The organism is Brevundimonas sp. FG128 (assembly GCF_057809775.1).
The window spans coordinates 800,166-824,720 of record NZ_JBMDKP010000001.1 but is presented as its reverse complement, the minus strand read 5'-3'; the positions used below and the strand labels follow the sequence as shown (position 1 = coordinate 824,720).

The following is a 24,555-nucleotide window of genomic DNA, read 5'->3' as shown; positions in this document are numbered from 1 at the left end:
TATCATCGCGGGATGACGATCAAATCGAAGACCCCTCGCTACGATGGCCAGTGGCTAGGTCGCCTCACGACTGACGACGGTGAAGCGTGGCTCGCCATCGAGTTAGAACATAAGGTCGGGGATAATCGTCTTTCTGGGTTGGCCTATTTTTACCCGGAGTCAGACGAAATCGCTTCAGGAGCCGTCGCTATTTCGATGGACGCGGGAGCAACCCACTTCGAAATGGTGCAGATGCCCGTTTCGGGCGTCGACCCGAACACCGGCTTCCTATTCCCACCGAAGGACGTCGAGAAATACTTCCCGAATTCCTACATCGCAGAGTTCGCAGACCTAGCCTTTGATCTCCATCCTGACGGGACAGCGACTATCACCCTTAGGACGGAACATCTGTTCGGTCAGGCGACACTGGTGAATGGCGACGCCAGCCCGAAATCGAAGCTCAAGGCGCGGCGGATCAGTTGGAAGAACTTCCGTGCTAAGATGTTTGAGGACAGTCGGTCGAGTTTCATCTACCGGGGCCAGTCCAAGCCCGACAAACTACGGACGACGTTTCATCGGACGAACCGCAAGACGCTTCTGGCTTATAGGGAATTGGCGATCAGCGAGGTCCACAATTTTCTGAGCGGACAACACAATCTGTCGTTCGATCTGAAAGACCCGGATGATGTCGGTGCCTTCTATAGCCTACTCCAACACCACGGTTATCCGACGCCGCTATTGGACTGGACAGAATCCCCGTTCGTGGCTGCTTACTTCGCGTTCGCCTCGATCCCGCGCCACGAAACGAAAGGGTATGTCCGTATTTTCGCCTTCGACCTTCAGTGGACGCTCGACGAAAAGCAGCGGTTCACCATCGCATTCGCGAAACCACATTTCTCGATCATGAAGCCCCGCAACACGGGCAACCCGAGGGCTGTCCCTCAACAGGCGTTGGCGGCTCTAACCAACGTCGATGACATTGAGGCATTCTTCGAAACCATTCACGTCACGCGCGGTAAGACCTACCTCCACGCCTTCGACATTCCGGTGACCGACCGGAAGGAAGCAATGGACGATCTCATGATCATGGGCATTCAGGCAGGTGCGATGATGCCGGGTCTCGACGGCTCTTGTCGGGTGCTGCGCTACAAACATTTCGGGGACTGATCGCCGGGTTAGATATCAGATGACGATCAAGATTCATCGGCCAAATCGAAGGCGAGGCACGGCCAGCAATGGGCACGCCACCAGCTTCTTTGGCCTTTCCCCACTGACGCGATCCTCTAAAATCCCTCCAGGGATAGCTAGCCGGTAGTCACTTTGATGGGTAGTTCAACTGCGTGGAGATGACCGGCAGTACGACATGCTATCCCGCAACGTGCCACTTCGCGAAGCTCCCCCCATGCCCTCCGTCCTCTTCGTCTGCCTCGGCAACATCTGTCGCTCTCCCCTCGCCGAGGCCGCCCTGCGCGCCGAGGCGGAGCGGCTCCGTCTCGATCTGATCGTCGATTCCGCCGGGACCGGGGACTGGCATGCGGGTGAGCCGCCGGACCTGCGGGCGCAGGCGACGGCGCGGCGGCATGGGGTCGAGATCTCGGGGTTGCGGGCGCGGCAGGTGACGCAGGCCGATTTCCGCCGCTTCACCCATGTGGTGGCCCTGGACCACGACAATCTGGACAACCTGCGCCGCCTGGCCCCCGCCGATGCGACCGCCGAACTCAGCCTGCTGCTCGACCACGTCCCCGGCCGCGAGGGTCAGGCCGTGACCGACCCCTATTTCGGCGACGACGCCGGGTTCGAGATCACCTGGGCCGAGGTGACGGCGGCCGCGCGCGGCCTGGTCGAAAAGCTGTAACCCTCTCCCGTTGGGAGAGGGCTTGAGGCTCGCAGAGCGCAGCGATGCGCCCAGCCGAAAGGGTGAGGGTCGGATGCTCGACTTCTGCCCCTGCGACGGCTGACGCCGACGGATGGAGCCGACCCTCATCCGGCCCTTCGGGCCACCTTCTCCCACCGGGAGAAGGACACGGAAACGCCCCACGTCCGGTTCTGACGTAGCGAGGGTGTAGGGTCCGATCCCATGGCCCATGTCTATCGCATCCATCCCGCCGAAACCTGGGTCCAGGCCCGCGACGACTATCTGGCCGGCTACAGCGCCGAGACGGTCTGCCGGCGCTATGGGCTGGGCCTGTCGGCCTTTCGCCAGCGCGCGCGCAAATACGGCTGGCGACGCAGCGATCAGGTCGCGCCGCCGCCGGGCGAGGCGGACCTGTCCCTCTATGCCGACGTCAATCTGGAGGCCCAGATCGAGATGGCGGGCCTGCGGTTCATCGAGGCGCTGGAGGTGGGCAAGGCGGTCGAGGCGCGACGGTGGCGGCGGCTATGGCTTGAACTGGACGACACCCGCGCCCAGATCAGGGCCGCGATGATGGAGCATATGACGCCGATGGAGATGGCCGCCTTCATCACCGCCGCCCCGGCCGAGGAGCCGGAGACGGAAGACGAGGCCCGGCTGCTGCCGATCCCGCCGCCCGGCTGAAAGTGCACGAAAGTGCACTCATAAAAAATGTCGCGGCCTCAGTGCACTTTGAGGAACAGCACCCGCGCCGCCCCATAGTCCCGCGCGTCCAGCCGCTGATAGCCGGGGGTGTCGATGTCCAGCTCGTCCGACCCGCGCTCGAACACCACAAGGGCGCCGGGCTTGAGCCAGTTGCCCTCGATCAGCCGCGCCAGCGTCTGCTCCCCCAGCCCCTTGCCGTAGGGCGGGTCCAGGAAGGCCAGGTCGAAGGCCTCGCCGTCCGATCCAGGCCGCACGCCCAGGTCCGTGGCGCTGCGCCGATGCACCCGCGTGCGCCCCATCACCCCATAGGCGTCGGCGTTCTCCCGGATCGCGCCGCGCGCCCCGTCGTCCGTCTCGACGAACAGGCAGAACCCCGCCCCCCGGCTGACCGCCTCGAACCCCAGGGCGCCCGATCCGGCGTACAGGTCGATGACCCGCAGCCCCTGCAGGCTCTCGGCCCACGATGCGTGCTCCAGCACGTTGAACACGGCCTGCCGCGCCCTGTCCGAGGTCGGGCGCGTGCCCTGCCCCTCCGGCGCGACGATGGCCCGCCCCTTCAGGCTTCCCGCGACGATCCGCAAGCCTCAGCTCCGGGGCGTGCGGGGCTTGCCCCCCGGCGCGCGGCCGCTGGTGCCCGACGGCCCCGCCGGCTTGCCGCCGCCGGTCCGCGGCGGCCGCGTCTCGCGCCCGCTGGGCGAGGCTGCGCCGAAGCCGCGCGGCTTGAACTCCCGCTTGCCCGCGTCGGCGCCCGCCGTGCGCGGCTTGTACTCGCGCTTGGGCCCGTCGCTGCTCCGCGCCGGAGCGCCCTCACGCGGCGTATAGGCGCGGGCCGGACGGTCGCCGTCCTCGCGGGGCTTGTAGGTCCGTGCGGGACGTTCGCCGTCGGTCGGCGCGCCCTCTCGAGGCTTGAAGGTCTTCTTCGGGTGGCCGGTCCTGGGCGTCGCCTTGGCCCAGCCCTCCTTCTTGGGCGGACGCTCGCGGCGCTCGATCGCGTCGGTCTGGGCCGTCTCGGCGGCGCGCACGCGGCTGGGCTTGCGCGACGGATCGGACATGGCCGAACCCGAGTTGCCCTTCAGGATGGGCGTGGACACGCGACGGCCGGGGATGGGCGCAGGCGTCTCGACCGTATTGCCGGTTGGCAGGTTCTCGGGCCGGATGTAGTCGGACAGCAGCTCGCGGATGACGCGCGGCCCGATCTCTTCGACCGACCCGACAGGCAGGACGTCCAGGCGGAACGGCCCATAGGCCAGGCGGATCAGGCGGTTGACCGTCAGGCCGACCGACTCCAGCACCTTGCGGACTTCGCGGTTCTTGCCCTCGGTGATCGAGACCGAGATCCACAGGTTGCTCGGAGCGCGGCCGTCCTCGGATTTGCTTTCCTTGGCCTTGTCCAGCGTCGCCACCATGGGACCGTAGGAGATGCCCTCCACGACGGCGCCGTTCTTCAGTTCGTCCAGTTGTTCCTGCGTGATCTTGCCCCGCGCCCGCGCCCGGTACTGACGCACCAACCCGGCCGAGGGCAGCTCCATCGCCCGGCTCAACTCGCCGTCGTTGGTCAGCAGCAGCAGGCCTTCGGTCGACAGATCCAGCCGTCCGATCGAGATCACGCGCGGCAGACCGGCCGGCAGGGCGTCGAACACCGTCGGCCGTCCGGTCGGATCCCTGTGGCTGGTCAGCAGGCCGGCGGGCTTGTGATAGCGCCAGACGCGCGTCGCCTGGCTCGAGCCGATGGGCTTGCCATCGACGGTTATAACGTCGTCGCGCGTCACCAGGGTGGCGGGCGTGTCCAGGATGCGGCCGTTGACCGCCACCTTGCCCAGGCCGATCAGCCGCTCGACCTCGCGGCGCGAGGCGATGCCCGCGCGCGCCATGGTCTTGGCGATTCGCTCGGCGCGCAGCGGCGCGTCGGTCTTGCCCGAACTGGACGCCGGCTTGCCGCCCTTGTCGCTGCGAGGCCGGTCCGGCTTGTCGCCGAACCGCTTGGGGCCGTCTTCGCGAGGGCTGCGCGGCTTGTCGCCGAAGGAGGTCTTCCCGTCGCCGCTCTTGCGAGGACCGGAGGATTTAAAGGGCCGGGGCGACCGTTCGTCTTGACGGGCGCGGGGCTTCTTGTCGTTGTCGTCTGTATGGCGGACCATGATGAGCGGTTCATGCGCATGGCGCTGGACCAAGCGCAAGCGGCGGCGGACGCAGGAGAGGTGCCTGTGGGCGCAATTCTTGTCGATCCTGCCTCAGGTGAGGTAATTTCGACCGGCGCCAATGGTCCCATCGCGTCACACGACCCCACCGCCCATGCCGAGATCGTCGCCATGCGACGCGCGGCGACGGCGCTCGACAACTACCGCCTTACCGGCTTGACGCTCTATGTGACGCTCGAGCCCTGCGCCATGTGCGCCGGCGCCATCAGCCACGCCCGCATCGGCCGCGTCGTCTGGGCGGCCGACGACCCCAAGGGCGGCGCCGTCATCCACGGCCCTCGCCTGTTCGAACAACCCACCTGCCACTGGCGCCCGACGACGGACTCAGGTCTTCTTGGCGAAGAGGCGTCCACCCTGCTCAAGTCCTTCTTCCGTCAACGGCGGGGAACGGCGGCAGGCGGCGCACGTTAGAACGCCGCGAAAGCTGCGCTGTTGGGCGTCGCCGTGGAGGGAATGTCGTTGTTCAAGCCGGATCTACCGCAGTCGATCGTCTTCAGCGGCCTCGCCGCCCTCGCTCTGTTGACCGCCTGCGGTCCCGACCCCGACAAGGCGCCCACCACCGGCGACGAGGTCAAGGAACGCGCCATCGACGCCCAGACCGCCCGCCAACGCACCGGCGCCGAGATCCAGGACCGCACCCTCAACCGCGTCGTCCACACCGTTTACCTGTGCGACAACGGCGAGCGCCTGTCGGTCGATTTCGACAACCCGCGCCAGATGGCGACCATCCGCAACTCGTCCGGCGAGGCCATCGACCTGTATCAGGAACGCGCCGCCGACGGCATCTGGTACCGCGCCTCCAACGTCGAACTGCGCGGCAAGGGCGTCCTCGCCACCTGGTCTGTCGAAGGCCGGCAACCGACCGAATGCCGGGCCGTGGATTAAAAGCCTAGCCCCTGCGCGACGTCGGTCGCGGCGCGAGTTGGTCCAGCGCCTCCGCATTGTCCCGCCCCCAGGCGTAGAGCAGTTCGACCGGCTCCACGAACCGCGCGCCCAGGTCCGTCAGCCGGTATTCGACGGCGGGCGGCATCGTCTCCAGCACATGGCGGCTGATCAGGCCGCTGACCTCCATCTCGCGAAGCGTCTGGGTCAGCATCTTCTTGGACACCCCCGGCAGGCTGCGCAGCAGCACGCCGGCCCTCGCACAGCCGCCGTGACGCGCATGCAGCGTGTGCAGGACCATGCTGGTCCATTTGGTCGCGAACAGCTCCAGCACCCGTCGGGGCGCGCAGTCCTCGCGCCAGTCGTCGTCTTCGCTGTTCGCCTGCATGGTGGTCGCCTTTCGGGACCCAGGTCCCCAAATGGTGCCTTCTAGCGACCCGGCGTCGCCCCCACTAGGTGATGGGCGAACGAAGAGGAGACGACCATGTCCAGAACAGCCCTTGTGGTGGGATCCAGCGGCATCGCCGGCGGCGCCGTCGCGGCCGAACTCGCAGCCCAAGGCTGGTCGGTGCTGGGCCTCGCCCGCGGTCCCGTCGCGCAGGCGGGCGTCACGCCCGTCGTCGCCGACCTGCACGATCCGCAAGCCACAGCGAAGGCCTTGGCCGACGCCCGCCCCGACGCCGTCTTCTTCACCACCTGGGCGCGTCAGGCGACGGAGGCGGAGAACATCCGCGTCAACGCCGCCATGGTCCGCACCGTGCTGGACGCCGTGCGCCCGGCGGCCTCGGTGCGCCATGTCGCCCTGGTCACCGGCCTGAAACACTACCTCGGCCCGTTCGAGGCCTATGGCCAGGGCGTCCTGCCCCAGACCCCGTTCCGCGAGGAACAGGGACGGCTGGAGATCGACAACTTCTACTACGCCCAGGAGGACGAGGTCTTCTCCGCCGCCGAACGCGACGGCTTCGCCTGGAGCATCCACCGGCCCCACACCATCATCGGCAAGGCCGTCGGCAACGCCATGAACATGGGAACCACCCTGGCCGCCTACGCCAGCCTGTGCCGCGAGACCGGCCGTCCGTTCCGCTTCCCCGGGTCCGAGGCCCAGTGGAACGGCCTGACCGACATGACCAGCGCCACCCAGCTGGCTCGTCATCTGGTCTGGGCGGCCTCCACGCCCGCCGCGGCGAACCAGGCCTTCAACGTCGTCAACGGCGATGTCTTCCGCTGGAAGTGGATGTGGGCTCGGATCGCGGACTGGTTTGGCCTGGCCTCGGCCGAGTTCGACGGATCGCCCCTGCCCCTGGAGGTCCAGATGGCCGAAGATCACGCCGTCTGGCGCCAGATCGCCGAGCGCGACAACCTGATCGAGCCCGATCTGGATCGGCTGGCCTCGCCCTGGCACACCGACGCCGACCTCGGCCGCCCCATCGAGGTGGTCACCGACATGGGCAAGAGCCGCCGCCTGGGCTTCCTCGACTACCAGCCGACCGACGACGCCTTCTTCGCCCTGTTCGAACAGCTGAGGACCGAACGCCTGATCCCCTGACGACGTCTCAGCCGAATGCCGCCAGCCGCCGATCCAGCCCGTCGCGCACCTCGGGCCAGTCGTCGTCGATCACGGCGAACATCGCCGTGTCACGCGCCCGGCCGGTCCAGGTGATCTTGTGCTTGCGCAGCACGCCTTCGGTCTTAGCGCCCAGCTTCAGGATGGCCGCCTGGCTTTGGGCGTTGACGGCGTCGGTGATGATTTCGACCCGCACCGCGCCTGCGTCGAAGGCGTGACCCAGCAACAGCCGCTTACAGCCCGGATTGATTGCCCCGCCCCGCGCCTGCGGCCGATAGAAGGTCGAGCCGATCTCGCAGCGGCGATAGGCCGGGTTGATCTCGTACAGGCTTGTCGTGCCGACCACGACGCTGTCGGACCGCCGCCGCACCGCATAGGCGATCCGCGTCCCCGCCTGCATCGCCGCCAGGGCCGCCGTCCACCAAGCCTCGAAATGCGCGCCATAGGCCGACGCGACCATGATATCCCAGGCGGCTGCGTCGCAGTCCAGCGCCGCCCGTACCTCGGCCTTCAGCCCGTCCTCGAACGGCTCCAGCCGCACGAACCGGTCCTCAAGCGGGACCGTGGCGATCCGCATCACGCGGTCGCGCCTTCCTCGATCAGGAAGGCGCGCACCTTGGCGGCGTCCACGCCCTTGGCCACGAAGGCCTGGCCGATGCCGTGCGCCAGGATCAGGGTCAGCGCCCCGCCCTCGGCCTTCTTGTCGCCCGCCATCAGGGCCAGCAGCCGGTCGGCTGTGAACGATCCCGCCTGATCCAGCCGTGTCGGCAGGCCGGCCGCCGCAACCACCGCCTCGACCCGTTCTACATCGGCGGCCGAGCACAGTCCTTCGCGCGCCGAATACCGGAAGGCCATGCAGCACCCCAGGGCCACCGCCTCGCCATGCGCCAGCGCGCCTTCGTCGAAGCCGACCTCGATCTCGACCGCATGACCGAAGGTGTGGCCCAGGTTCAGCAGGGCGCGCCGCCCGGCCTCCTTCTCGTCCTCGCCGACCACCGCGCTCTTGATCTCGACCGAGCGGATCACCGCCCGCTCCAGCGCCGCCGGATCGCCCTCGGCGCCTGCTGCGCCTTCGCTGGCCAGCCAGTCGAAGAAGGCCGCGTCGCAGATCAGCCCGTGCTTCAGCACCTCGGCCCAGCCGGACTTTACCTGGCGTTCCGGCAGGGTCGCCAGCACGTCGATATCCGCCAGCACCAGACGCGGCTGGTGAAAGGCGCCGACCAGGTTCTTGCCGCGCGGCGTATCGATGGCCGTCTTGCCCCCGACGGAGGAATCGACCTGGGCCAGCAGGGTCGTCGGGATCTGTACGAAGTCGATGCCGCGCATGAACAGCGCCGCCGCCAGGCCCGCCAGGTCGCCCACGACCCCGCCGCCCAGGGCGATCACCACATCCTTGCGGTCCAGCCCGATCTCCAGCAGCCGGTCCAGCACCCGCTCCAGCTCAGCAAAGGACTTGGAGCCTTCGCCGGCCGGCACGGCCACGATCTCGCTCTTCACGCCCGCCGCCGTCAGCGACGCCGTCAAGGCCTCGGCATGGATGCCCGCCACCGTCTCGTCGGTGACGATGACCGTCCGCCCCCTGGCCAGCGGTGCGATATGCGCGCCCGCCTGGGCCAGCAGCCCGCGTCCCACCACCACGTCATAGGCCGCAAAGGCCCCGCCGCTGACCGGAATGATCGTCACGTCTTCGTCTCCGCGCGCCGTCTGTGGCGCCAGTGCCGGCGCAGGTTCTTGTGAATGGCGTCCACCGCCTGGCCATGCGAGCCCTGGCCCACGTCCACGGTCACGTCCGCCTCGCCATAGATGGGATAGCGGGCCTCGGCCAAGCCGGTCAGCACCTCCAGCGGGTCCTTGCCACGCAGCAGCGGCCTCGTGTCGCGCCGCGCCACCCGTTCCGCGATCACCGTCAGATCGGCCCTAAGCCACACCGTGTCGGACCGCGCCTTCAACAGCGCCCGCGTTTCCGGGTTCATCATCGCCCCGCCGCCGGTGGCCAGCACGATGGGCGGCCCCTCCAGCAGGCGGCGGATCACCCGCGCCTCGCCGGCCCGGAACTCGGCCTCGCCCAGGGCGGCGAAGATTTCCGACACCGTCATCCCGGCCGCCGATTCGATCTCCACATCCCCATCGGCGAACGGCAGCCTCAGCCGACTGGCCAACCGGCGCCCCACCGACGATTTGCCCACCCCCATCAGCCCGACCAGGGCTATGGTGCGGGTCGGGCCCGGATTCGCGCGCCGCCTCATCCGGCGCCTCCGGCGGAACGGTCGGTCGAAAGGACGGCGAAGGCGGCGACGCAGGCAGGCATGATCGATCAAACCTCTACACCAAGCCCGCCCCCACGCCATCCGTTCGAAGGACGGACGGTGCGATGACGCCCCAGATCGAGGCCTTTCTGGAGATGATGGCCGTCGAACGCGACGCCTCGCTCCACACCCTGTCCGCCTATGGCCGCGATCTGGCGGACGCGGAGACGGCGCTGTCGGACGCCGGCGGTCTGATGAAGGCCGATGCCGAGGCCGTCGAAGGATGGTTCGCCGACTTGTCGCGACGCGGCCTGTCCGCCGCAACCGCCGCGCGCCGCCGGTCCTCCGCGCGGCAGTTCTATCGGTTCGCCCTGGCCGAGGGCTGGCGCACCGACGATCCGTCGCGCCGGTTAGACGCCCCGAAACAGGGCCGGTCCCTGCCGAAGGTGCTGAGCCGCGACGAGATCGACGCCCTGCTGGCCGCCTCGGCCAGCCGAGATGCGGCGGCGAGCCTGCGCCTGGTCGCCCTAGTCGAGATGGCCTACGCCTCGGGCCTGCGCGTCTCGGAACTGCTGGGGCTCAAGGTCGAGGCCATCCGCCGCGACCCCGCCTATCTGATCGTGCGCGGCAAGGGCGGCAAGGAACGGCTCGCGCCCCTGAACACCGCCGCTCGCGAGGCCATCAAGGCCTGGCTGACGGCCCGCGACGCCAAACGAAAACCTGAGACGCCCGACAGCCCCTGGCTTTTCCCCTCATCCGGCCGCACCGGCCACCTGACCCCCCGCCGCTTCGCCCAACTGCTGGACGAGGCCGCGATCACGGCCGGCATCGACCCGGCCCGCGTCAGCCCCCACGTCCTGCGCCACGCCTTCGCCACCCACCTGCTCGAGGGCGGCGCCGACCTGCGCGTTGTCCAGACCCTCTTGGGCCACGTCGATATCGCCACGACCCAGATTTACACCCACGTCGCCACCGACCGCCTGGCCCAGGTCGTCCAGCAAAACCACCCCTTGGCGCGCGACGACTGACGGCGCATATTCGGCCCATGGCCGAAGAGTTCTACGTCAAGGCGATCTGGGATCCCGAAGCGGGGGTCTGGTGCAGCGAATCGAATATCGTCGGGCTAGTACTGGAGACAGCGACGCTCGGTGAGTTCGAGAACCTCGCTCGTCATTTCGCCCCGGAACTTCTGGCGGAAAATCTTGGCGTCCACGGTGCAGTGCCTGTGCGCTTTGAAGCCGCAGGCGGCTTCGACGTCATCGCAGCGTGACATCTTTCGTCGTTGTCCGCACCGCACCACACAACAAGCGGTGCATTCTCACCTTCGCGTCGTGACGGCATCAACATTCCAGAACAACGAGTGATCTGGACATGCCCAAGGACTTCTACCCCGAACTGACCGCCCTCCTCTTCGCCGCCGGGTGGCGTCGCGTCGTTAACGCCAAGGGTAGTCACGAGAAATGGAGGCACCCGGATCAGCCGCATGCCGTCATCGTGCCGCGCTCGAAGAGCCGACACACCGCCAACACCGTCCTCAAACAGGCCGGTTTGCCAAAGGCATTCTGAACCGCCGCTTGCTCGGCGGCGTTGAGCTCTCTAGGTTCCCCCGCCTTCCCTTGGGGCGCTTTTGGCGCCCTGCTGCCCCGGACGCCTTGATGGCCACGCACTATCTCGACTTCGAAAAGCCGATCGCCGATCTGGAAGCCAAGATCGACGAGCTGTCGCTGCTGTCCGACACCTCGGGCGATTTCGACAACGAGATCGAGGGCCTGCGCAAGAAAGCCGAGCAGTTGCGCAAGAAGACCTACGCTGGCCTCGACCCCTGGATGAAGACCCAGGTCGCGCGCCACCCGCAGCGTCCGCACTTCATCGACTATGTCCAGAGCCTGTTCACCGACTGGAACGAGCTGCACGGCGACCGTCAGTTCGGCGACGACCAGGCCATCCTGGGCGGCCTGGCGCGCTTTCGCGGTCGTCCTGTCGTCATCATGGGCCATGAAAAGGGCCACGACACCGCCACCCGCATCACCCACAACTTCGGCATGGCCAGGCCCGAGGGCTATCGCAAGGCCGTGCGCCTGATGGACATGGCCGAGCAGTTTGGCCTGCCAGTCCTCAGCTTTATCGACACCGCCGGGGCCTATCCGGGCCTGGGCGCCGAGGAGCGCGGCCAGGCCGAGGCCATCGCCCGCTCGACCGAGCGCTGCCTGACCCTGGGCGTGCCCTCCATCGCCACCATTACGGGCGAAGGCGGTTCGGGCGGCGCCATCGCCATCGCGGCGACCAGCCGTGTGCTGATGCTTGAACACTCCATCTATTCGGTCATCTCGCCCGAGGGCGCGGCCGGCATCCTGTGGCGCGACGGCGCGCGGGCCAGGGACGCGGCCATGGCGATGAAGATCACCGGACCGGACCTGATGGGTCTGAAGATCGTGGATCGCCTGATCGAAGAACCCGTCGGCGGCGCCCATACCGATCGCGACGCCGCCATGGCTAATGTCGGCGACGTGCTGGCCGAAGAGCTAAGAGGCTTCGAAGGCCTGACGCCCAAGCAGATCAAGACGCAGCGCGCCGACCGTTTCTACGCCATCGGCGCCCTCTAGCCGAACAGCGTTAACGCAGCGTCCACCATCGTCTGCCACGGTCAAGCCTTCCACGGGGTTTCAGGGCGACCGGCCATGATCACGACGGCAGGACCGACCGGAGCCTTTCAGGCATGAGCGGCGGTGAATCCCTGCGCGAAAGCGCGGTCTTCAATCTGGGCGGCGCGGTGACGATGATCGTCGACGATTCGCCCTTCTCCCTGACCCTGACCGCCAACGCCTTGGCTGGGTTCGGCATTCGCCCGAACTTCACCGTCGGCAGCGGGACGGAGGCCAAGCGCCTGTTGACGGAGAAAACCATCGACCTGCTGGTGGTGGACACGGACATGCCGGACATTGACGGATTTGAGTTGGTGCGCTGGCTGCGGCGATCGGGGCCGAACCCCAACGCCTTCACCCCCGTCATCATGACCGCCAGCCATATTCGTCGCGGCCGGGTGGCCGAAGCCAGGGACTGCGGCGCCAATTTCGTCGTCACCAAACCCTTCAGCGCCGCCCTGCTGCTGGAACGCATCCTGTGGGTCGCGCGCGACACCCGCCCCTTCCTGGAGGTGGGCGACTATCTGGGACCGGATCGCCGGTTCCGACACGACGGCTACGAAGGCGTCGAGCGCCGCGCCGACATGCTGCGCAAGGCGAATGCGATGGAGACCGTGGCCCTATGACCGTCATCACCCATGTCCAGCGCCGGTCGCGCCTGTCGGAAATGGTCGATCGTCCCGGCGGCGTCAGCGTTGGCGTGGCCCTGGCCCAGGCTAAGGCCAACCTCGATGCGCTGCAGGGTCAGGCCCGGACCATCATCACCGACAATATCGCTACCCTGCTGGCCGATCCCGAACCCGGCCTGATCGAGCCGATGCGGCTGGACCTGGCCTATTCCGCCTCCAGCCAGATCATCGACGCGGCCAGCCCGTTTGCGATGGACGACCTGTGCACGGCGGCCAAGGGTCTGTGCGATCTGCTGGACGCCGCGCCGCGCCAGGGCGGATTCGACTGGCGCATCGCCACCGTTCACGCCCAGGCGATGAAGGTGCTGCTGGCCCTGCCGCCCGAGGAACAGGCCGCCCGTACCGCCATCCTGACTAATCTGCACGAGGTCCTGCGACGCAAGCTTCCGCCCAGCGATCAGACTGCGGTCTGAGGCGTCTTGCCGGCGCGGGTCTGCTTGCGCCACAGGGCGGCGTATTCCCCGCCCTGCCGGGCCACCAGTTCGTGGTGCCCGCCCCGTTCGACGATCCGGCCGGCCTTCAGCACCAGAATCTGATCGGCGTCGGCCACGGTGGACAGCCGGTGCGCCACCACCAGAGTCGTGCGGCCGTCGCGGGCCTTTCGCAGCGTCTTTTGAATCGCCGCCTCGGTGCGGCTGTCCAGGGCGCTGGTCGCCTCGTCCAGGATCAGGATGCAGGGATCGGCCAACAGGGCGCGGGCGATGCCGACCCGCTGACGCTCGCCCCCCGACAGCTTCAGCCCCCGCTCGCCCACGCGGGTCTCCATTCCGTCGGGCAGGCCGCGAATGAAGTCGGCCAGTTCCGCCGCCTCGGCCGCCGCCCAGACTTGGCTGTCGTCGGCGTCCGGCCGCGCAAAGGCAATGTTGGCGCCCAGCGTGTCGTTAAACAGGGCCACGTCCTGGGGCACCAGCGCCACCGCCGCCCTCAGCGACGCCTGGGTCACCTGTCGCACGTCATGGCCGTCGATCAGCACGCGGCCTTCCTGCGGATCGAGCAGGCGCAGCGCCAGTTTGACGATGGTGGACTTGCCCGAGCCTGACGGCCCGACCAGCGCCGTCGTCGTGCCGGGCGCAGCGAAGAAGCTGACATCCTCCAACCCGTTGGCGCGGGCGTCGTGGCGGAAGCCGACCGCCTCGAACGCCACCGAGGCGCCGCGCGCATCCACAAGTCGCGGCAGGGCGACGGCATGGGGCGCGTCGGCCACCTGCGGCGTCTGGCGTGTCACCTTCAGCATCTCCTCCATGTCGATGAAAGACTGGCGAATTTCCCGATAGGCGAAGCCCAGGATGTTCAGCGGCGCATACAGCGAGATCATGATCAGCACGGCCGCCGTCACGTCGCCCGGCCCCATCCGTCCGGCCGCCGCCTCGAACCCGGCCATCACCGCCATGACGCCCAGCCCCAGGTTCATCACCAGGGCCTGCATCCCGTTCAGCATGGCCAGCGAGCTGTTGGCCTTCAGAGAGGCCTCGGCATAGTCGCCCAGCGCCCGGTCATAGGTCTGGGCCGCGCGCGTCTCGGCGCCGAACGACTTGACCGTCTCATAGTTCAGCAGGGCGTCGACCGACACGCCGGCCGCCTCGGAATCGGCCGCGTTCATGATCCGACGATGCTCCAGCCGCCAGTTGGACATGGCGAAGGTGGCGGCGGTGTAGATGACCACCACGACCACGGCGACGGCCGCAAACCGCCAGTCGTATTTCGCGCCCAGAACCCCCGCCGCCAGTACCAGCTCGACCCCGGTCGGCACCAGGTTGAAGGCCAGAATGCGAAGCAGGAAATCGACGGCGCGCGACCCGCGATCCATCGTCCGCGACAGGGCGCCCGAGCGTTTGGTCTGGTGGAAATCCAGCGACAGGCTCAACGCATGGGCAAAGGCCTCGGCCGCTGTCGTGCGTTGAGCGGCGGCGCGCACGGGCGCGAACACCACGTCCGAAATCAGGGGAGAGGCGGCCGACAGGAACCGCACGAAAGTCCAGCCGATTGCGAAGGCCGCAAAGCCCAGTCCGACGGCGGTCGCCGCGCCCTGCCCCGCCGCCAGACGATTGACCGCCGCACCCAGCACAAGCGGCGCCATGACGCCCAGCCCCTTGCCCGCCAGGGTCAACAGGATGGCGAAGATCAGCCTCAGTTTCAGGTGCGGCGCGCCCGAACGGGCGACCAGCCGCGCAAGGTCCGCCAACGCCGTCAGCGTCGGGGGTCCGTCCGTCTTGTCCTGTGTGCTCCCGGCCTGCTGCGCCTTGACCATCGGGTCACGCCTGCCGCCGGAGCGTTCGCCTCGTATCGCCATGATCCGCATATGGAAACCCATTGCGACCGGGGAAAGGCCACGCTGGCGCGCGACCGGGGATTAGTCGCTCAACCCAGCCCGACGACCGCCTCGATCAGTTCGTCCACCACCGCCTCCTGCGTCGCCCACGAACAGACGAACCGCACCGAGCCGTCGTCGAACTGATAACAGGCCCAGCCCAGGGCGTTCAGCCGCGCATGGGCTTCGGCCGGCATTCGCACGAACACGGCGTTGGCCTCGACTGGATGAGCCAGCACGAAGGGCGAGCGCGCGGCGATCCCCGCCGCCAGCCTCTGCGCCATCAGATTTGCGTGGGCGCCGCCCGATTCCCAGTCGCCGCTTTCCAGCAGCCCGAGCATTGGTCCCGACAACATCCGCGCCTTCGACGCCGTCTGCCCGGCCTGTTTCAGCCGGTTGTCCAACCGCCGCGCCAGGCTCTTGTCGAACAGCACGATGGCCTCGGCGCAGTTGGCGCCGGCCTTGGCGCCGCCAAACACCAGCACGTCGACACCCAGCCGCGCGATGTCCTTCATGTCGAACCCGGCCGCCACCGCATTGGTCAGGCGCGCGCCGTCCATATGAACCCGATGCCCCGCCGCCTTCACGGGTTCGATCAGATGACGCAGCTCCTCCTCGGTATAGACCGCGCCGTATTCGGTCGCCTGGGTCAGCGACAGCGCGGCCGGCGGCTGGCGATGCCCGACTTCCGGCTCAGCCAGATGCGCCTTCAGAGCCATCAGATCGATCTTGCCCGAAAAACCCGGCAGGCCGATCAGACCCACGCCGTGGCCGAAAAAGGCCGGCGCGCCCGTCTCGTCGGTGCAGATGTGGGCGGCGTTGTGCGCCAGCACCGCCTCATAGGGCTGGGCCAGCATCGACAGGGCGATGGCGTTGGCGGCGGTGCCGCTGAAGACGAACCGCACCTCCGCATCCGCATCCAGCCGCTGTCGGATCTGGTCGGCGGCGCGCGCCGTGAAGTCGTCGGCGCCATAGGCGCGGGCGAAGCCGGCGTTGGCGCGCACCAAGCCCTCGACCGCGCTCGGCGCCATGCCGGCCGTGTTGTCGGATCCGAAATCGTAACGCATCAACTCTTTTTCGTCTCAAGGGGGCTGTGAGCGTCCTCGACCGTCCGCACGCGGACGACGGGCATGACGTCTTCGTCGCCATAGGGCACGGCGACCTGATGGGGGAACGGAATCTCGATGCCGGCGGTGTCCAGCGCTTCCTTGCCGGCCTGCATCAGGTCGGCCTGGGTCTGCCACCAGTCGCCGGACTGCACCCAGGCATGCAGGGTGACCTGCACCGCGCTGTCCAGCAGGCCCGTGACGCCGGTCCATGGCGCAGGATCCTCCAGCACCTTCTCGTGCGCCGTCGCCACGCCCGCCAGCACCTCGCGCGCAGGACCGATCGCCTCGCCATAGCCGATGGTGAAGTTGATCTCGATGCGGCGGGTCTGCTGGCCCGTCAGATTGGTGACGACATCACTCAGCACCTTGGAATTGGGGATGACGATCTTGTGGTTGTTGGCGTTCGACAGTTGGGTCGTGAACAGGTCCAGACGCTGCACCGATCCGGCCACGCCACCGATGTCGATGACCTCGCCGACCCGGTACGGCCGCAGGATCAGCAGCATGATGCCCGACGCCACGTTCGACAACGTCCCCTGTAGCGCAAGACCCACCGCCAGGGAGGCGGCGCCCAGAACCGCGATGATCGAGGTCGTCTGGACGCCCAGCCGCTGCAGCACTGCGATCATGCCGATGATGATGACCACGACCCGCACCACCTGTGTCGCGAAGCTCAGCACCGTCGCGTCGTGACGGAAGCCGCGCACCCGCGACAGGGCGTTGCGCGCCGCCCGGGCGGCCCACTTCGACGCGAATAGCGTGACGAAGAAGATGAGCAGAGCGATGGTCATATTGATCGCGAAGTCGCCGGCCATGTCGGTCAGCTTTGCGATCATGGCGGCGTCGACGGCGACGGCCTGTCGGCCCGTCGCCACCGCTTCAGCGATGGGGGATACATTCGAGGACATGGGTCGGGTCTAACGCCTCAGGCTGCGATTGGAACCCCGCGAACGGCAATTTCAGCCTTTCGCGATCCGTCCGCCGCCGCTTTCGATGGCGTCCAGCAGGTCCACCACGTCGTCGATGGTGTTGGCCTCTCGCGCCGGTTTGTCCCACCGGATGCGGCTGACGCGCGGGAAACGCATGGCCACGCCCGACTTGTGCCGCGTCGATCGGTTCAACCCCTCGAAGGCGATCTCCAGCACCAGGCCGAAGTCCCTCTCGGCCCGGACCGATCGCACTGGCCCGAACCGGTCGATGGTGTGATCGCGCACGAACTTGTCGAGCTGTTTCAACTCCTCGTCGGTGAAGCCGAAATAGGCCTTGCCGACCGGCGTCAGCGCCCCCTCCGGCGTCCAGACGCCGAAGGTGTAGTCGGAATAGAAGCTGGACCGTTTCCCATGTCCGCGCTGGGCGTACATCAGGACGGCGTCGATGACGTGGGGATCGCGTTTCCACTTGAACCACGGCCCCTTGGGCCGTCCCGCCAGATACGGACTGTCCCAGCGTTTCAGCATCAGGCCTTCCGCCGCCGCCCCGACCGGCGGATCGGCCCTGAGCCGCGCCAGCTGATCCCAATCGGCGTAATCGACCAACGGCGACAGATGCAGCCGCTCTCCCGTGTGACCGGCCACCAGAGCTTCCAGCCGCGCCCGGCGCTGGCGAAGCGGCAAACTCCGCAAATCCTCCCCGTCCTGGGCCAGCAGGTCATAGGCGACCACCGCCGCCGGAAAGGCTTGCATGGCCTTGGCGTCCACCGTCTTGCGGTTCAGCCGCTGCTGCAGATCCCCGAACGGCGCAACCGCCCCGTCGCGCCACACGATCAGCTCGCCATCGATAGCCCCCTGGAACGCCAGGGCCTTCATCACATCGGGAAAGGCGGCCGAAATCTCGTCGCCGGTGCGGGAGTAGAGCTTGCGGACATCGCCCTCCAGAACGGCCTGAACCCGGATGCCGTCCCACTTCCATTCTGCGGCGTAGTCGGCGGGCGACAGTTTGGGCAGATCGACCGCTTCGTCGACGGCGACGGCCAGCATGACGGGGCGGAACCGACCGGGCGCATCCGGGCTGGGCCGCTCCGCCCTGCCCTCCAGCCAGGCGAACAGATCAGCATAGGGCGGCTCGACCGCATGCCAGACCTCCTCGATGGCCGAGGCGTCGATAGCCTCCAGCGTCGTCTGAGCCTCATCCCCGTCCGGCGAGGGCGGCGCCATAACGGCGTCCGGGCGCATCATGGCCGCCGCCGTCTTGGCCAGCCGCGCCGACAAACCGACCCGCAGCCCTCCGGTCATCAGCTTCAGCAGGGCCCAGCGCGCCTTGGGCTCCAGCGCGTCGAGCCAGCCTTCCAGTAATCCCCGCACCTCGGCCCGGCTGGCGGTGCGAAGCGCCTCGACCACCTCGGCCAGCTCCGGCTCGCGGTTGGGTCGATGATCGGGCGTCACCGGCCAGATCAACGCCACCGTCTCAGCCAGATCACCGACATAGTCGTAGGACCAGCCGAACAGCACGCCGTCCACCCGCCCCTCGACCGCCTTCCTGATCATCGCCGGCTTGGCGGCGTCGAACGTCAGGTCGCCCGTCAGGGCCGCCAGCGCCCAGCCTCGGTCGGGATCGGGCGTCGCCCTCAGATAATCCCTCACCAGCACCAGTTTCGCATTGCGCGAAGCCGTCAGGGACAGGCGATCCAGAAGTTCGGCGAACGCGCGCATGCAGATCCATCTTGGGCGCTCGAAGCGTCGCCGCACCACCAGAACGAAAAACGCCCCGGAGGTTTCCCTCCGGGGCGCGTCTCCGATCCGATTGGATCAGTTGAACAGGCCGGCGATGACCGCGGTGATCAGACCCCCCGCGACGGCGGCCAGAACCACATCATTGCCGCTGCGGACATATTGATAGCCACGGGGCGGCGCGCGCAGACCATAGCGGCCGTAATCGTTCACCACATAGGTGTTCGAGCGATAGTAGGCCGGCATCGTCTGGCCATAGCGCCAGCTGCGGACCGCATAGCCGCGGGGGGCGACATAACGCGGCGCGCCGTAGCGACGCTGGGCCTGCTGCCAGCGGGCGTACTGGCGTTGGTCCTGACGATATTCCTGGCGGTCCTGGCGTTGATCCTGACGGAAGTCGCGACGATCTTCACGACGATCCTGACGATGGTCTTGGCGCTGTTCCTGGCGGTGATCATTGCGCGGGTCGTGGCGCGCTTGGGCCGAGGCGGCGCCGGCTGCGCCCAGGGCGGTGGTGGCCAGGACCGCGGCCATCGTGGCGGTGAGGATCTTGTTCATGACGATATCTCCAACTGCGGTCGAACCCGTTTCGACTTGACCCCAGTTATGGAGGACGGCGGCTGAGGCGTGTCTGAACCGCCGTCGCCGCCTGCCGTTCATCGGCGGAACACGCCTTGGCCGCAATCAGGCGGCGACCGAGGCTTCCGTCGGTTGGGCCGTCTGTCCGACCGCCTCGCGCCCGCCGCCGACGCGCCCCATCAAAGCCGCCAGGGCGGCGAAGTCGATCGGTTTGTTCAGATAGGCGTCGGCCCCGGCGTCCAGTCCCGCCTCGTGGTCCTCGGTGCGGGCCGAAGCCGAAAGCACGACAATCGGCGTCTGGGCGTTCATGCCGTCGCCTTGACGGATCAGACGGGTCGCCGTCAGGCCGTCCATCACCGGCATGTTGACGTCCATGATGATCAGGTCGAACGGCTGCGCCTGGGCGACGTCCACCGCCATCTGTCCGTTCTCCGCCGTCGAGGTGACGTGGCTCGCCGAACTCATCCAGGCTTCCAGGATCATGCGGTTGACCGGGTGATCCTCGACCACCAAGACGCGGAGCGACTCGCCACCCGCGATCTCGGCGTGGATTTCATCGGCTTCGGCCGGCTTGGCCCACTCCACCACCTCGGCTTCGATCTCGAGTGTGAAGCACGAGCCCTCGGCGAGCCTGGAGGTGACGGTGATGTCGCCGCCCATGATGTTGGCCATGCGCCGGGCGATCGTCAGGCCTAATCCCGTGCCGCCGAACCGGCGCGTCGAGGAGGTGTCGACCTGTGTAAAAGGCTGGAACAGGCGCTCCAGATCCGACGCCGCAATGCCGGCGCCGCTGTCGTTGACGATGAATTCGAACCGCACACGTTGGTCCGACACGCGGTGACCGCGCACGACATAGCGAATCTGGCCCGCTTCGGTGAACTTCACAGCGTTCGAAAGCAGGTTCTGCACCACTTGGCAGACCCGCAGGGGATCGCCGCGCACCACCGTCGGAATCTCGCCTTCGAATGTCGATACGAACTCCAGCCCCTTGGCCTCGGCCTGGGCCTCGAACGGTCCGGTGATCCGTTTGTGCAGGCTCTCGATGGCGATATCGACGACCTCGAAATTCATCTTGCCCGCCTCGATCTTGGTCATGTCGAGGATGTCGTTCAGCAAGGACAGCAAGTTGTCGCCCGAGTTGCGGATGATCGACAGATATTCGCGCTGGGTCGCCTCCAGCCGGGTGGCGCTGAGCAGCTGAGCGGCGCCTAGCACGCCGTTCATCGGCGTGCGCAGTTCGTGAGAGATCACGCCCAGGAAGTTCGACTTGGCGTCGTTCGCCGCATTGGCCTTGTCGCGGGCGGCTTCCAGTTCTTCGATCAGATGGGCCTGATGGGACTGGAAGGCCCGGATGCGCTCTTCGCGCAGCAGGGTCATGGTCACCAGCACGAACAGGCCGGCGGCCGTGAACGGCAGGACGGCCAGCATGGACCAGAACTCGCTGGTCCCCCACAGGCTGCCCAGTATGACCGCCGCCGCCGCCCCATAGGGCGACGAGATGATCAGCGCCTGGCGCGGCGAACTGCGCAGCTGGGCGAACACCAGCACATAGCCGGAGATGATCAGGGCCAGGGCCAGTGGTCGGCCGAAGTCGGAGGGGGAGAACCAGGCCAGCAAAGGCGCGATGGCCCAGGCGCCGGTCGTGACGGTGGCGACCACCGGGAACACCATGCCCCAGCCCGCGCCGACGCGGTTGCTTAGACGATGTTCGACGGCGCCCCGCACGGAGCCTGCAGCGACGGTTACGGCGAACCACAGCGCAGCCTGCCAGACGCCCACCGTGCCCAGCAGGCCCAGCGCCCATGATGCGATGATCATGTAGCGGAGGTACTGGGTCTGCAGAATGGCCGTCAGGGCCTGGGCTGCATCGCCGGCGCGTTGGTCGCCAGGAAGCGCCTTCGCGACGCCGTCCGATTCCACCATATCCCAGATCCCCACGTTCTGTTTGGTCGCGTGACGCTAGAGCGAAGGTTCTAAGACGATGTGAACGCTGCTTTTTAAGTCAGGCCGGCGTTTCGGCCTCTTGCGGCGTCAGCGCCTTGATCGACAGGGCGTGGACGGGCCCGGCCATCTCGTCCCTCAGCAAGCCGTTGACGGTTCGCTGTCGCGCCAGACGCGATTGCCCCTGGAAAGCGGCCGAGACGATCACCAGATTGAAATGGCTTTCCCCACCGGGCTTGGCATCCATCCCGCCCTCGTGATGGTGGCCGGCATGTCGCCAGCTGTCATCTTCGACCTCCAGACGTTGCGGCGAGAGCGCATCCGTCAACTTTGCACGAATAATCGCCGCCACGGGGCCTTCCGACATGATCGATTCCTTGATGCCGTCCAATTCGGCCCTACACTTCTGCTGATGTCCGCCTCCTTTCAATACAAGCCGCGCTTCACCGACATTCGGGTCAAGCCGCCCAAGCCCGAGGAAGAGGCGGCGAAGGCCGACGTCCTTCACCTCAAGCCGGGCGAGAAGCCGTGCCAATGGCCCGACTGCCGCAGGGCCGCGTCCGCCAAGGCGCCCAAGTCGCGTGAGCGGCTGAACGACTTCTACGAATTCTGTCAGGCCCACGCCGGCGAATACAACAAGGGCTGGAACTTCTACGCCGGCATGAGCGAGGGCGAGGTCCGCAACCTTCAGGAAAACGAGGCCATGACCGGCGGCCGCCCGACCTGGGAAATGCAGGCCGGCAAGTTCACGCGCGAGGCCGCCGCCTTTGCCGCCAAGATGGGCACGTCCAACACCACCGGCGCAGGCTCATGGCGCGACAGCTTCGGCCTGTTCGGGCGCAAGGGCGACCAGGCGCCTCAGTCACCGACCGAGGATCGCCGCATCGGCAAGCTGGAACGCGCCGCCCTGGCCGACCTGGATCTGGATCCCGGTGCGGACAAGACGCGGATCAAGGCCCAATATCACGACCTGCTGAAGCGGTTTCACCCCGACACCAACGGCGGCGATCGCGGCGCAGAGGCCAAGCTGCAACGCGTGATCAAGGCCTGGAAGACGCTGAAGAAGGCCGGACTGGCCTGAACTGCGCCTATTCGGCGTAGATCATCTTGCGGGTCATGCCGCCGTCCACCGTCAGCACTTGTCCCGTGATGAAGCCGGCGTCGGCTAAGTAGAGCACGGCCTGGGCGATGTCCTCGACGCGGCCGACTCTACCAACAGGATGCTGATCGTGATCGACGGGCCGCAGGTCGTCTTCGCCCGAAATCCAGCCCGGCGCGATGGCGTTCACCCGAATCTTCGCTCCCTGGCTGATCGCCAGCGCGTGAGTCAGGGCGACGATGGCGCCTTTGGACGCCGTATAGGCTTCGGTGTTCGGCTCCGACATGAAGGCGCGGGTCGAGGCCATGTTGACGATGCTTCCCCCCTCGCGCAGCAGCGGAATGGCGCCGCGGCTCATCAGGAAGGCGCCCGTCAGATGGCTGTCCACCGTCTTGCGCCAATCCTCCAGCGACAGTTCGGCCAGCGGGCCGTTGACCGGATTGGCCACGCCGCCGTTGTTCACCAGCAAATCCAGTTTCGACCAGCCGAGTTCTTCGTAGGCCTTGGCCACAGAGGATTCGTCGCCGATGTCGCACAGGATCTGGCGGGTGTCGCTCATGTCGGCCTTCAGATCGAAGGACGCCACCTCCCACCCGCGCGCAGCCAGGGCCTTGCAGACGCCGGAGCCGATCAGACCTGCGCCGCCTGTGACGATTGCTTTTCTCATGGCCTTGGAACCGGCGAAGCGGGGCTTGGTTGCGCCGCGCCTGCCCTAACCCGCCGCCCCGTCGTTCGAAGCGGTCATCAGCGGCGCGGACGGCTGGCGGAAATAGCGATCTATCCCATCTGCGACCGACTTCATCAGGCGACGCCGCGCGCGCTCGTCGGTCAGCAGCCGCTCGTCCTCGGGATTGGTGATGAAGCCCATTTCCAGCAGGACCGCCGGAACGTCGGGCGCCAGCAGAACAGCCAGACCCGCATCGCGATGGCTGCGACGCAGCAGCGGGTGGTCCGAGCCTTCCAGGTGGGTCAGCAGGACGCGCGCGAACTGGGCCGAGCGGTTCTGAGTGGCGCGCTGGGTCATGTCGAGCAGGATGCGGTCCACCGATGGGTCGCGGCCCGGCAGATGCAGTTCGCGGTGCCAGTTGTCGCCGCGCGTGAATTCGCGCACGGCCCGGCCCGCGCCCTGTTCCGACAACGTATAGACGCTGGCCCCGCGCAGCGCGGGATCGGCGCCCGCATCAGCATGCAGCGAGATGAACAGGTCGGCGTCGGCCTGGCGGGCGATGGAGACCCGGCGGTACAGGTCCACATAACGATCGTCGGAGCGGGTCAACCGCACACGATAACGGCCGTTCCGCTCCAACTCGGCCTTCAGCGCCAGGGCGGCGGCCAGGGTGACCTGTTTCTCCTGAGCGCCCGCGCCGCTGGCGCCGGGATCGTTGCCGCCATGGCCGGCGTCGATGACAATGAGAGGCCGTTCGGCGCGGCGTGGCGCGCTGGGACGGGCGGCTGGTCGGCTGGCGGGCCGCACGGCGGCTCCGGTCGCCTTCAGATCGACGACATAGCGATAGTGCCCGACCCCGTCGCCGGGCGGCAGCAGGAAGCGCCGCTCGATCTCGCTTCCGCGCGCCAGTTCCAGCTGAATCCGAGATGACCCGCCGGAAGACGTGACCTCATAGGACCGCACCAGGCCCGATCCGCCGCCGTTCAGGCCCCGTCCCGGCGCGACGCCGTTCAGGGCCAGGACCACGCGACCTTCGCCGCCCGCGTCGATGACACGGCCCTGCGCCGACTTGTCCAGATCGATGACGACGCGGGTCCGGTCGCCGTCCGCGCCGAAGCGCACGGCCAGCACATCGCTCTGCGCGCCCCAGGCGAAGCCGCGCGTCGCGAACAGACCGACCACGCAGATAACCACGAAGGCCAGGGCGGTCATCGCCCATTCCTTCGCGCCCCAGCGCCCCAGACCTGTCAAAACGCGACCGCTCATTGCGACGGCGAACCCAATTCAAGCTTACTCTGCCACCATGATGCCAGACGCTCGTATTCAGGGGGTTAAGGCGAACGCCTTTTAATTCTCCAGTTGCGTGACTATGCTGTGACCGCTCGCGAACCGATCGCGCCGATTTCGCCTCTGCGAATCTTGGCGCGCCCTC

At 67.4% G+C, this 24,555-nt stretch carries 28 protein-coding genes; 13 read left to right on the top strand and 15 right to left on the bottom strand.

All coding sequences use genetic code 11. The features are described from left to right. Nucleotides 1-12: 12 nt before the first annotated feature. The 3 genes from ACODSC_RS04155 (at nt 13) to ACODSC_RS04145 (ending at nt 2,515) form a co-directional block, all read left to right on the top strand. Complete coding sequence (locus ACODSC_RS04155) at nt 13-1,146, top strand: FRG domain-containing protein (protein WP_488812032.1); 1,134 nt, start codon at nt 13-15, stop codon at nt 1,144-1,146. A gap of 235 nt (nt 1,147-1,381) precedes the next feature. Further along, nucleotides 1,382-1,834, top strand: a complete 453-nt coding sequence (locus ACODSC_RS04150) for a low molecular weight protein-tyrosine-phosphatase (RefSeq protein ID WP_488812030.1) — start codon at nt 1,382-1,384, stop codon at nt 1,832-1,834. 222 nt (nt 1,835-2,056) lie between these two features. Next, nucleotides 2,057-2,515 (top strand): hypothetical protein, encoded by a 459-nt coding sequence (locus ACODSC_RS04145; RefSeq protein ID WP_488812028.1) that lies wholly within the window; start codon nt 2,057-2,059, stop codon nt 2,513-2,515. Between the two features lie 38 nt (nt 2,516-2,553). Here ACODSC_RS04145 and rsmD read toward each other — a convergent pair whose 3' ends face one another. After that, nucleotides 2,554-3,117, bottom strand: coding sequence for a 16S rRNA (guanine(966)-N(2))-methyltransferase RsmD (gene rsmD, locus ACODSC_RS04140; RefSeq protein ID WP_488812026.1), 564 nt, complete (start codon nt 3,115-3,117; stop codon nt 2,554-2,556). A 3-nt stretch (nt 3,118-3,120) separates the two neighbouring features. Then, a complete protein-coding gene (locus tag ACODSC_RS04135; RefSeq protein ID WP_488812024.1) occupies nt 3,121-4,671 on the bottom strand; it encodes a pseudouridine synthase in 1,551 nt (516 codons plus the stop codon). Between the two features lie 12 nt (nt 4,672-4,683). On the opposite strand from ACODSC_RS04135, the gene tadA reads away from it, so the two are divergent. Together tadA and ACODSC_RS04125 are read left to right on the top strand one after the other, a co-directional pair. After that, a complete protein-coding gene (tadA, locus tag ACODSC_RS04130; RefSeq protein ID WP_488812151.1) occupies nt 4,684-5,142 on the top strand; it encodes a tRNA adenosine(34) deaminase TadA in 459 nt (152 codons plus the stop codon). A 42-nt stretch (nt 5,143-5,184) separates the two neighbouring features. Beyond that, on the top strand, nt 5,185-5,616 hold the full coding sequence (locus ACODSC_RS04125) for an MliC family protein (RefSeq protein WP_488812022.1): 432 nt from the start codon (nt 5,185-5,187) through the stop codon (nt 5,614-5,616). A gap of 4 nt (nt 5,617-5,620) precedes the next feature. Here the strand turns inward: ACODSC_RS04125 and ACODSC_RS04120 are convergent, their stop codons facing one another. Then, nucleotides 5,621-6,001, bottom strand: coding sequence for a winged helix-turn-helix transcriptional regulator (locus ACODSC_RS04120; RefSeq protein WP_488812020.1), 381 nt, complete (start codon nt 5,999-6,001; stop codon nt 5,621-5,623). A 96-nt stretch (nt 6,002-6,097) separates the two neighbouring features. Between ACODSC_RS04120 and ACODSC_RS04115 the strand changes: the two genes are divergently transcribed. Continuing rightward, the gene (locus tag ACODSC_RS04115) at nt 6,098-7,159 is read left to right on the top strand and encodes an SDR family oxidoreductase (RefSeq protein WP_488812018.1); all 1,062 of its coding nucleotides are present in this window, start codon (nt 6,098-6,100) and stop codon (nt 7,157-7,159) included. A gap of 7 nt (nt 7,160-7,166) precedes the next feature. Here the strand turns inward: ACODSC_RS04115 and ACODSC_RS04110 are convergent, their stop codons facing one another. The 3 genes from ACODSC_RS04110 to ACODSC_RS04100 are packed head-to-tail and all read right to left on the bottom strand — an operon-like array spanning nt 7,167 to nt 9,423. Next, a complete protein-coding gene (locus tag ACODSC_RS04110; protein WP_488812016.1) occupies nt 7,167-7,754 on the bottom strand; it encodes a GNAT family N-acetyltransferase in 588 nt (195 codons plus the stop codon). Further along, nucleotides 7,754-8,860, bottom strand: coding sequence for a 3-dehydroquinate synthase (gene aroB, locus ACODSC_RS04105; protein WP_488812014.1), 1,107 nt, complete (start codon nt 8,858-8,860; stop codon nt 7,754-7,756). The genes ACODSC_RS04110 and aroB overlap by 1 nt, the downstream gene beginning before the upstream one ends. Next, the gene (locus ACODSC_RS04100; RefSeq protein WP_159844681.1) at nt 8,857-9,423 is read right to left on the bottom strand and encodes a shikimate kinase; all 567 of its coding nucleotides are present in this window, start codon (nt 9,421-9,423) and stop codon (nt 8,857-8,859) included. Before ACODSC_RS04100 ends, aroB begins: the two co-directional genes overlap by 4 nt. A 125-nt stretch (nt 9,424-9,548) precedes the next feature. On the opposite strand from ACODSC_RS04100, the gene ACODSC_RS04095 reads away from it, so the two are divergent. From ACODSC_RS04095 to ACODSC_RS04070, 6 genes are all read left to right on the top strand, one after another. Next, nucleotides 9,549-10,451, top strand: a complete 903-nt coding sequence (locus ACODSC_RS04095; protein WP_488812012.1) for a site-specific tyrosine recombinase XerD — start codon at nt 9,549-9,551, stop codon at nt 10,449-10,451. Nucleotides 10,452-10,468: 17 nt separating this feature from the next. Then, the gene (locus ACODSC_RS04090; protein WP_269219262.1) at nt 10,469-10,693 is read left to right on the top strand and encodes a DUF1902 domain-containing protein; all 225 of its coding nucleotides are present in this window, start codon (nt 10,469-10,471) and stop codon (nt 10,691-10,693) included. Between the two features lie 101 nt (nt 10,694-10,794). Next, the gene (locus ACODSC_RS04085) at nt 10,795-10,989 is read left to right on the top strand and encodes a type II toxin-antitoxin system HicA family toxin (RefSeq protein WP_184277871.1); all 195 of its coding nucleotides are present in this window, start codon (nt 10,795-10,797) and stop codon (nt 10,987-10,989) included. Nucleotides 10,990-11,078: 89 nt separating this feature from the next. Further along, complete coding sequence (locus ACODSC_RS04080; RefSeq protein ID WP_488812009.1) at nt 11,079-12,026, top strand: acetyl-CoA carboxylase carboxyltransferase subunit alpha; 948 nt, start codon at nt 11,079-11,081, stop codon at nt 12,024-12,026. 113 nt (nt 12,027-12,139) lie between these two features. After that, the gene (locus ACODSC_RS04075; RefSeq protein WP_488812007.1) at nt 12,140-12,691 is read left to right on the top strand and encodes a response regulator; all 552 of its coding nucleotides are present in this window, start codon (nt 12,140-12,142) and stop codon (nt 12,689-12,691) included. Further along, nucleotides 12,688-13,167 (top strand): chemotaxis protein CheE, encoded by a 480-nt coding sequence (locus tag ACODSC_RS04070; RefSeq protein WP_488812005.1) that lies wholly within the window; start codon nt 12,688-12,690, stop codon nt 13,165-13,167. Before ACODSC_RS04075 ends, ACODSC_RS04070 begins: the two co-directional genes overlap by 4 nt. Here ACODSC_RS04070 and ACODSC_RS04065 read toward each other — a convergent pair. From ACODSC_RS04065 to ACODSC_RS04035, 7 genes are all read right to left on the bottom strand, one after another. Next, nucleotides 13,152-15,002 (bottom strand): ABCB family ABC transporter ATP-binding protein/permease, encoded by a 1,851-nt coding sequence (locus ACODSC_RS04065; protein WP_488812003.1) that lies wholly within the window; start codon nt 15,000-15,002, stop codon nt 13,152-13,154. The genes ACODSC_RS04070 and ACODSC_RS04065 overlap by 16 nt on opposite strands. A gap of 110 nt (nt 15,003-15,112) precedes the next feature. Then, nucleotides 15,113-16,129, bottom strand: a complete 1,017-nt coding sequence (locus tag ACODSC_RS04060) for a threonine aldolase family protein (RefSeq protein WP_488812001.1) — start codon at nt 16,127-16,129, stop codon at nt 15,113-15,115. Then, a complete protein-coding gene (locus ACODSC_RS04055) occupies nt 16,129-17,079 on the bottom strand; it encodes a mechanosensitive ion channel family protein (protein WP_488811999.1) in 951 nt (316 codons plus the stop codon). The genes ACODSC_RS04060 and ACODSC_RS04055 overlap by 1 nt, the downstream gene beginning before the upstream one ends. 51 nt (nt 17,080-17,130) lie before the next feature. Beyond that, entirely contained in the window at nt 17,131-18,819 is a 1,689-nt protein-coding gene (locus ACODSC_RS04050; protein ID WP_488811997.1) for a cisplatin damage response ATP-dependent DNA ligase, read from the bottom strand. 96 nt (nt 18,820-18,915) lie between these two features. Further along, on the bottom strand, nt 18,916-19,395 hold the full coding sequence (locus ACODSC_RS04045) for an RcnB family protein (protein ID WP_488811995.1): 480 nt from the start codon (nt 19,393-19,395) through the stop codon (nt 18,916-18,918). 126 nt (nt 19,396-19,521) lie between these two features. Then, nucleotides 19,522-21,339, bottom strand: a complete 1,818-nt coding sequence (locus ACODSC_RS04040; protein WP_488811993.1) for a response regulator — start codon at nt 21,337-21,339, stop codon at nt 19,522-19,524. 79 nt (nt 21,340-21,418) lie between these two features. Continuing rightward, complete coding sequence (locus tag ACODSC_RS04035) at nt 21,419-21,724, bottom strand: BolA family protein (RefSeq protein ID WP_488812149.1); 306 nt, start codon at nt 21,722-21,724, stop codon at nt 21,419-21,421. Nucleotides 21,725-21,769: 45 nt separating this feature from the next. Here ACODSC_RS04035 and ACODSC_RS04030 point away from each other — a divergent pair, with 45 nt between their 5' ends. After that, nucleotides 21,770-22,438, top strand: coding sequence for a J domain-containing protein (locus ACODSC_RS04030; RefSeq protein WP_488811991.1), 669 nt, complete (start codon nt 21,770-21,772; stop codon nt 22,436-22,438). Between the two features lie 7 nt (nt 22,439-22,445). Here ACODSC_RS04030 and ACODSC_RS04025 read toward each other — a convergent pair whose 3' ends face one another. Continuing rightward, nucleotides 22,446-23,123 (bottom strand): SDR family oxidoreductase, encoded by a 678-nt coding sequence (locus tag ACODSC_RS04025; protein ID WP_488811989.1) that lies wholly within the window; start codon nt 23,121-23,123, stop codon nt 22,446-22,448. A 45-nt stretch (nt 23,124-23,168) separates the two neighbouring features. Further along, a complete protein-coding gene (locus ACODSC_RS04020; RefSeq protein ID WP_488811987.1) occupies nt 23,169-24,335 on the bottom strand; it encodes an N-acetylmuramoyl-L-alanine amidase family protein in 1,167 nt (388 codons plus the stop codon). Between the last annotated feature and the right edge of the window lie 220 nt (nt 24,336-24,555).

What these genes read in the sequence shown, in the direction of transcription:
- ACODSC_RS04090 (WP_269219262.1), top strand. Translation starts at nt 10,469, where the DNA reads ATGGCCGAAGAGTTCTACGTCAAGGCGATCTGGGATCCCGAAGCGGGG.
- ACODSC_RS04045 (WP_488811995.1), bottom strand. Translation starts at nt 19,395, where the DNA reads ATGAACAAGATCCTCACCGCCACGATGGCCGCGGTCCTGGCCACCACC.
- ACODSC_RS04020 (WP_488811987.1), bottom strand. Translation starts at nt 24,335, where the DNA reads ATGACCGCCCTGGCCTTCGTGGTTATCTGCGTGGTCGGTCTGTTCGCG.
- ACODSC_RS04040 (WP_488811993.1), bottom strand. Translation starts at nt 21,339, where the DNA reads ATGGTGGAATCGGACGGCGTCGCGAAGGCGCTTCCTGGCGACCAACGC.
- ACODSC_RS04135 (WP_488812024.1), bottom strand. Translation starts at nt 4,671, where the DNA reads ATGGTCCGCCATACAGACGACAACGACAAGAAGCCCCGCGCCCGTCAA.
- ACODSC_RS04095 (WP_488812012.1), top strand. Translation starts at nt 9,549, where the DNA reads ATGACGCCCCAGATCGAGGCCTTTCTGGAGATGATGGCCGTCGAACGC.
- ACODSC_RS04075 (WP_488812007.1), top strand. Translation starts at nt 12,140, where the DNA reads ATGAGCGGCGGTGAATCCCTGCGCGAAAGCGCGGTCTTCAATCTGGGC.
- ACODSC_RS04060 (WP_488812001.1), bottom strand. Translation starts at nt 16,129, where the DNA reads ATGCGTTACGATTTCGGATCCGACAACACGGCCGGCATGGCGCCGAGC.
- ACODSC_RS04085 (WP_184277871.1), top strand. Translation starts at nt 10,795, where the DNA reads ATGCCCAAGGACTTCTACCCCGAACTGACCGCCCTCCTCTTCGCCGCC.
- ACODSC_RS04055 (WP_488811999.1), bottom strand. Translation starts at nt 17,079, where the DNA reads ATGTCCTCGAATGTATCCCCCATCGCTGAAGCGGTGGCGACGGGCCGA.
- ACODSC_RS04035 (WP_488812149.1), bottom strand. Translation starts at nt 21,724, where the DNA reads ATGTCGGAAGGCCCCGTGGCGGCGATTATTCGTGCAAAGTTGACGGAT.
- ACODSC_RS04080 (WP_488812009.1), top strand. Translation starts at nt 11,079, where the DNA reads ATGGCCACGCACTATCTCGACTTCGAAAAGCCGATCGCCGATCTGGAA.
- ACODSC_RS04120 (WP_488812020.1), bottom strand. Translation starts at nt 6,001, where the DNA reads ATGCAGGCGAACAGCGAAGACGACGACTGGCGCGAGGACTGCGCGCCC.
- ACODSC_RS04050 (WP_488811997.1), bottom strand. Translation starts at nt 18,819, where the DNA reads ATGCGCGCGTTCGCCGAACTTCTGGATCGCCTGTCCCTGACGGCTTCG.
- ACODSC_RS04110 (WP_488812016.1), bottom strand. Translation starts at nt 7,754, where the DNA reads ATGCGGATCGCCACGGTCCCGCTTGAGGACCGGTTCGTGCGGCTGGAG.
- ACODSC_RS04100 (WP_159844681.1), bottom strand. Translation starts at nt 9,423, where the DNA reads ATGAGGCGGCGCGCGAATCCGGGCCCGACCCGCACCATAGCCCTGGTC.
- ACODSC_RS04025 (WP_488811989.1), bottom strand. Translation starts at nt 23,123, where the DNA reads ATGAGAAAAGCAATCGTCACAGGCGGCGCAGGTCTGATCGGCTCCGGC.
- ACODSC_RS04030 (WP_488811991.1), top strand. Translation starts at nt 21,770, where the DNA reads ATGTCCGCCTCCTTTCAATACAAGCCGCGCTTCACCGACATTCGGGTC.
- ACODSC_RS04115 (WP_488812018.1), top strand. Translation starts at nt 6,098, where the DNA reads ATGTCCAGAACAGCCCTTGTGGTGGGATCCAGCGGCATCGCCGGCGGC.
- ACODSC_RS04125 (WP_488812022.1), top strand. Translation starts at nt 5,185, where the DNA reads ATGTCGTTGTTCAAGCCGGATCTACCGCAGTCGATCGTCTTCAGCGGC.
- tadA (WP_488812151.1), top strand. Translation starts at nt 4,684, where the DNA reads ATGCGCATGGCGCTGGACCAAGCGCAAGCGGCGGCGGACGCAGGAGAG.
- ACODSC_RS04150 (WP_488812030.1), top strand. Translation starts at nt 1,382, where the DNA reads ATGCCCTCCGTCCTCTTCGTCTGCCTCGGCAACATCTGTCGCTCTCCC.
- ACODSC_RS04070 (WP_488812005.1), top strand. Translation starts at nt 12,688, where the DNA reads ATGACCGTCATCACCCATGTCCAGCGCCGGTCGCGCCTGTCGGAAATG.
- ACODSC_RS04065 (WP_488812003.1), bottom strand. Translation starts at nt 15,002, where the DNA reads ATGGTCAAGGCGCAGCAGGCCGGGAGCACACAGGACAAGACGGACGGA.
- ACODSC_RS04145 (WP_488812028.1), top strand. Translation starts at nt 2,057, where the DNA reads ATGGCCCATGTCTATCGCATCCATCCCGCCGAAACCTGGGTCCAGGCC.
- ACODSC_RS04155 (WP_488812032.1), top strand. Translation starts at nt 13, where the DNA reads ATGACGATCAAATCGAAGACCCCTCGCTACGATGGCCAGTGGCTAGGT.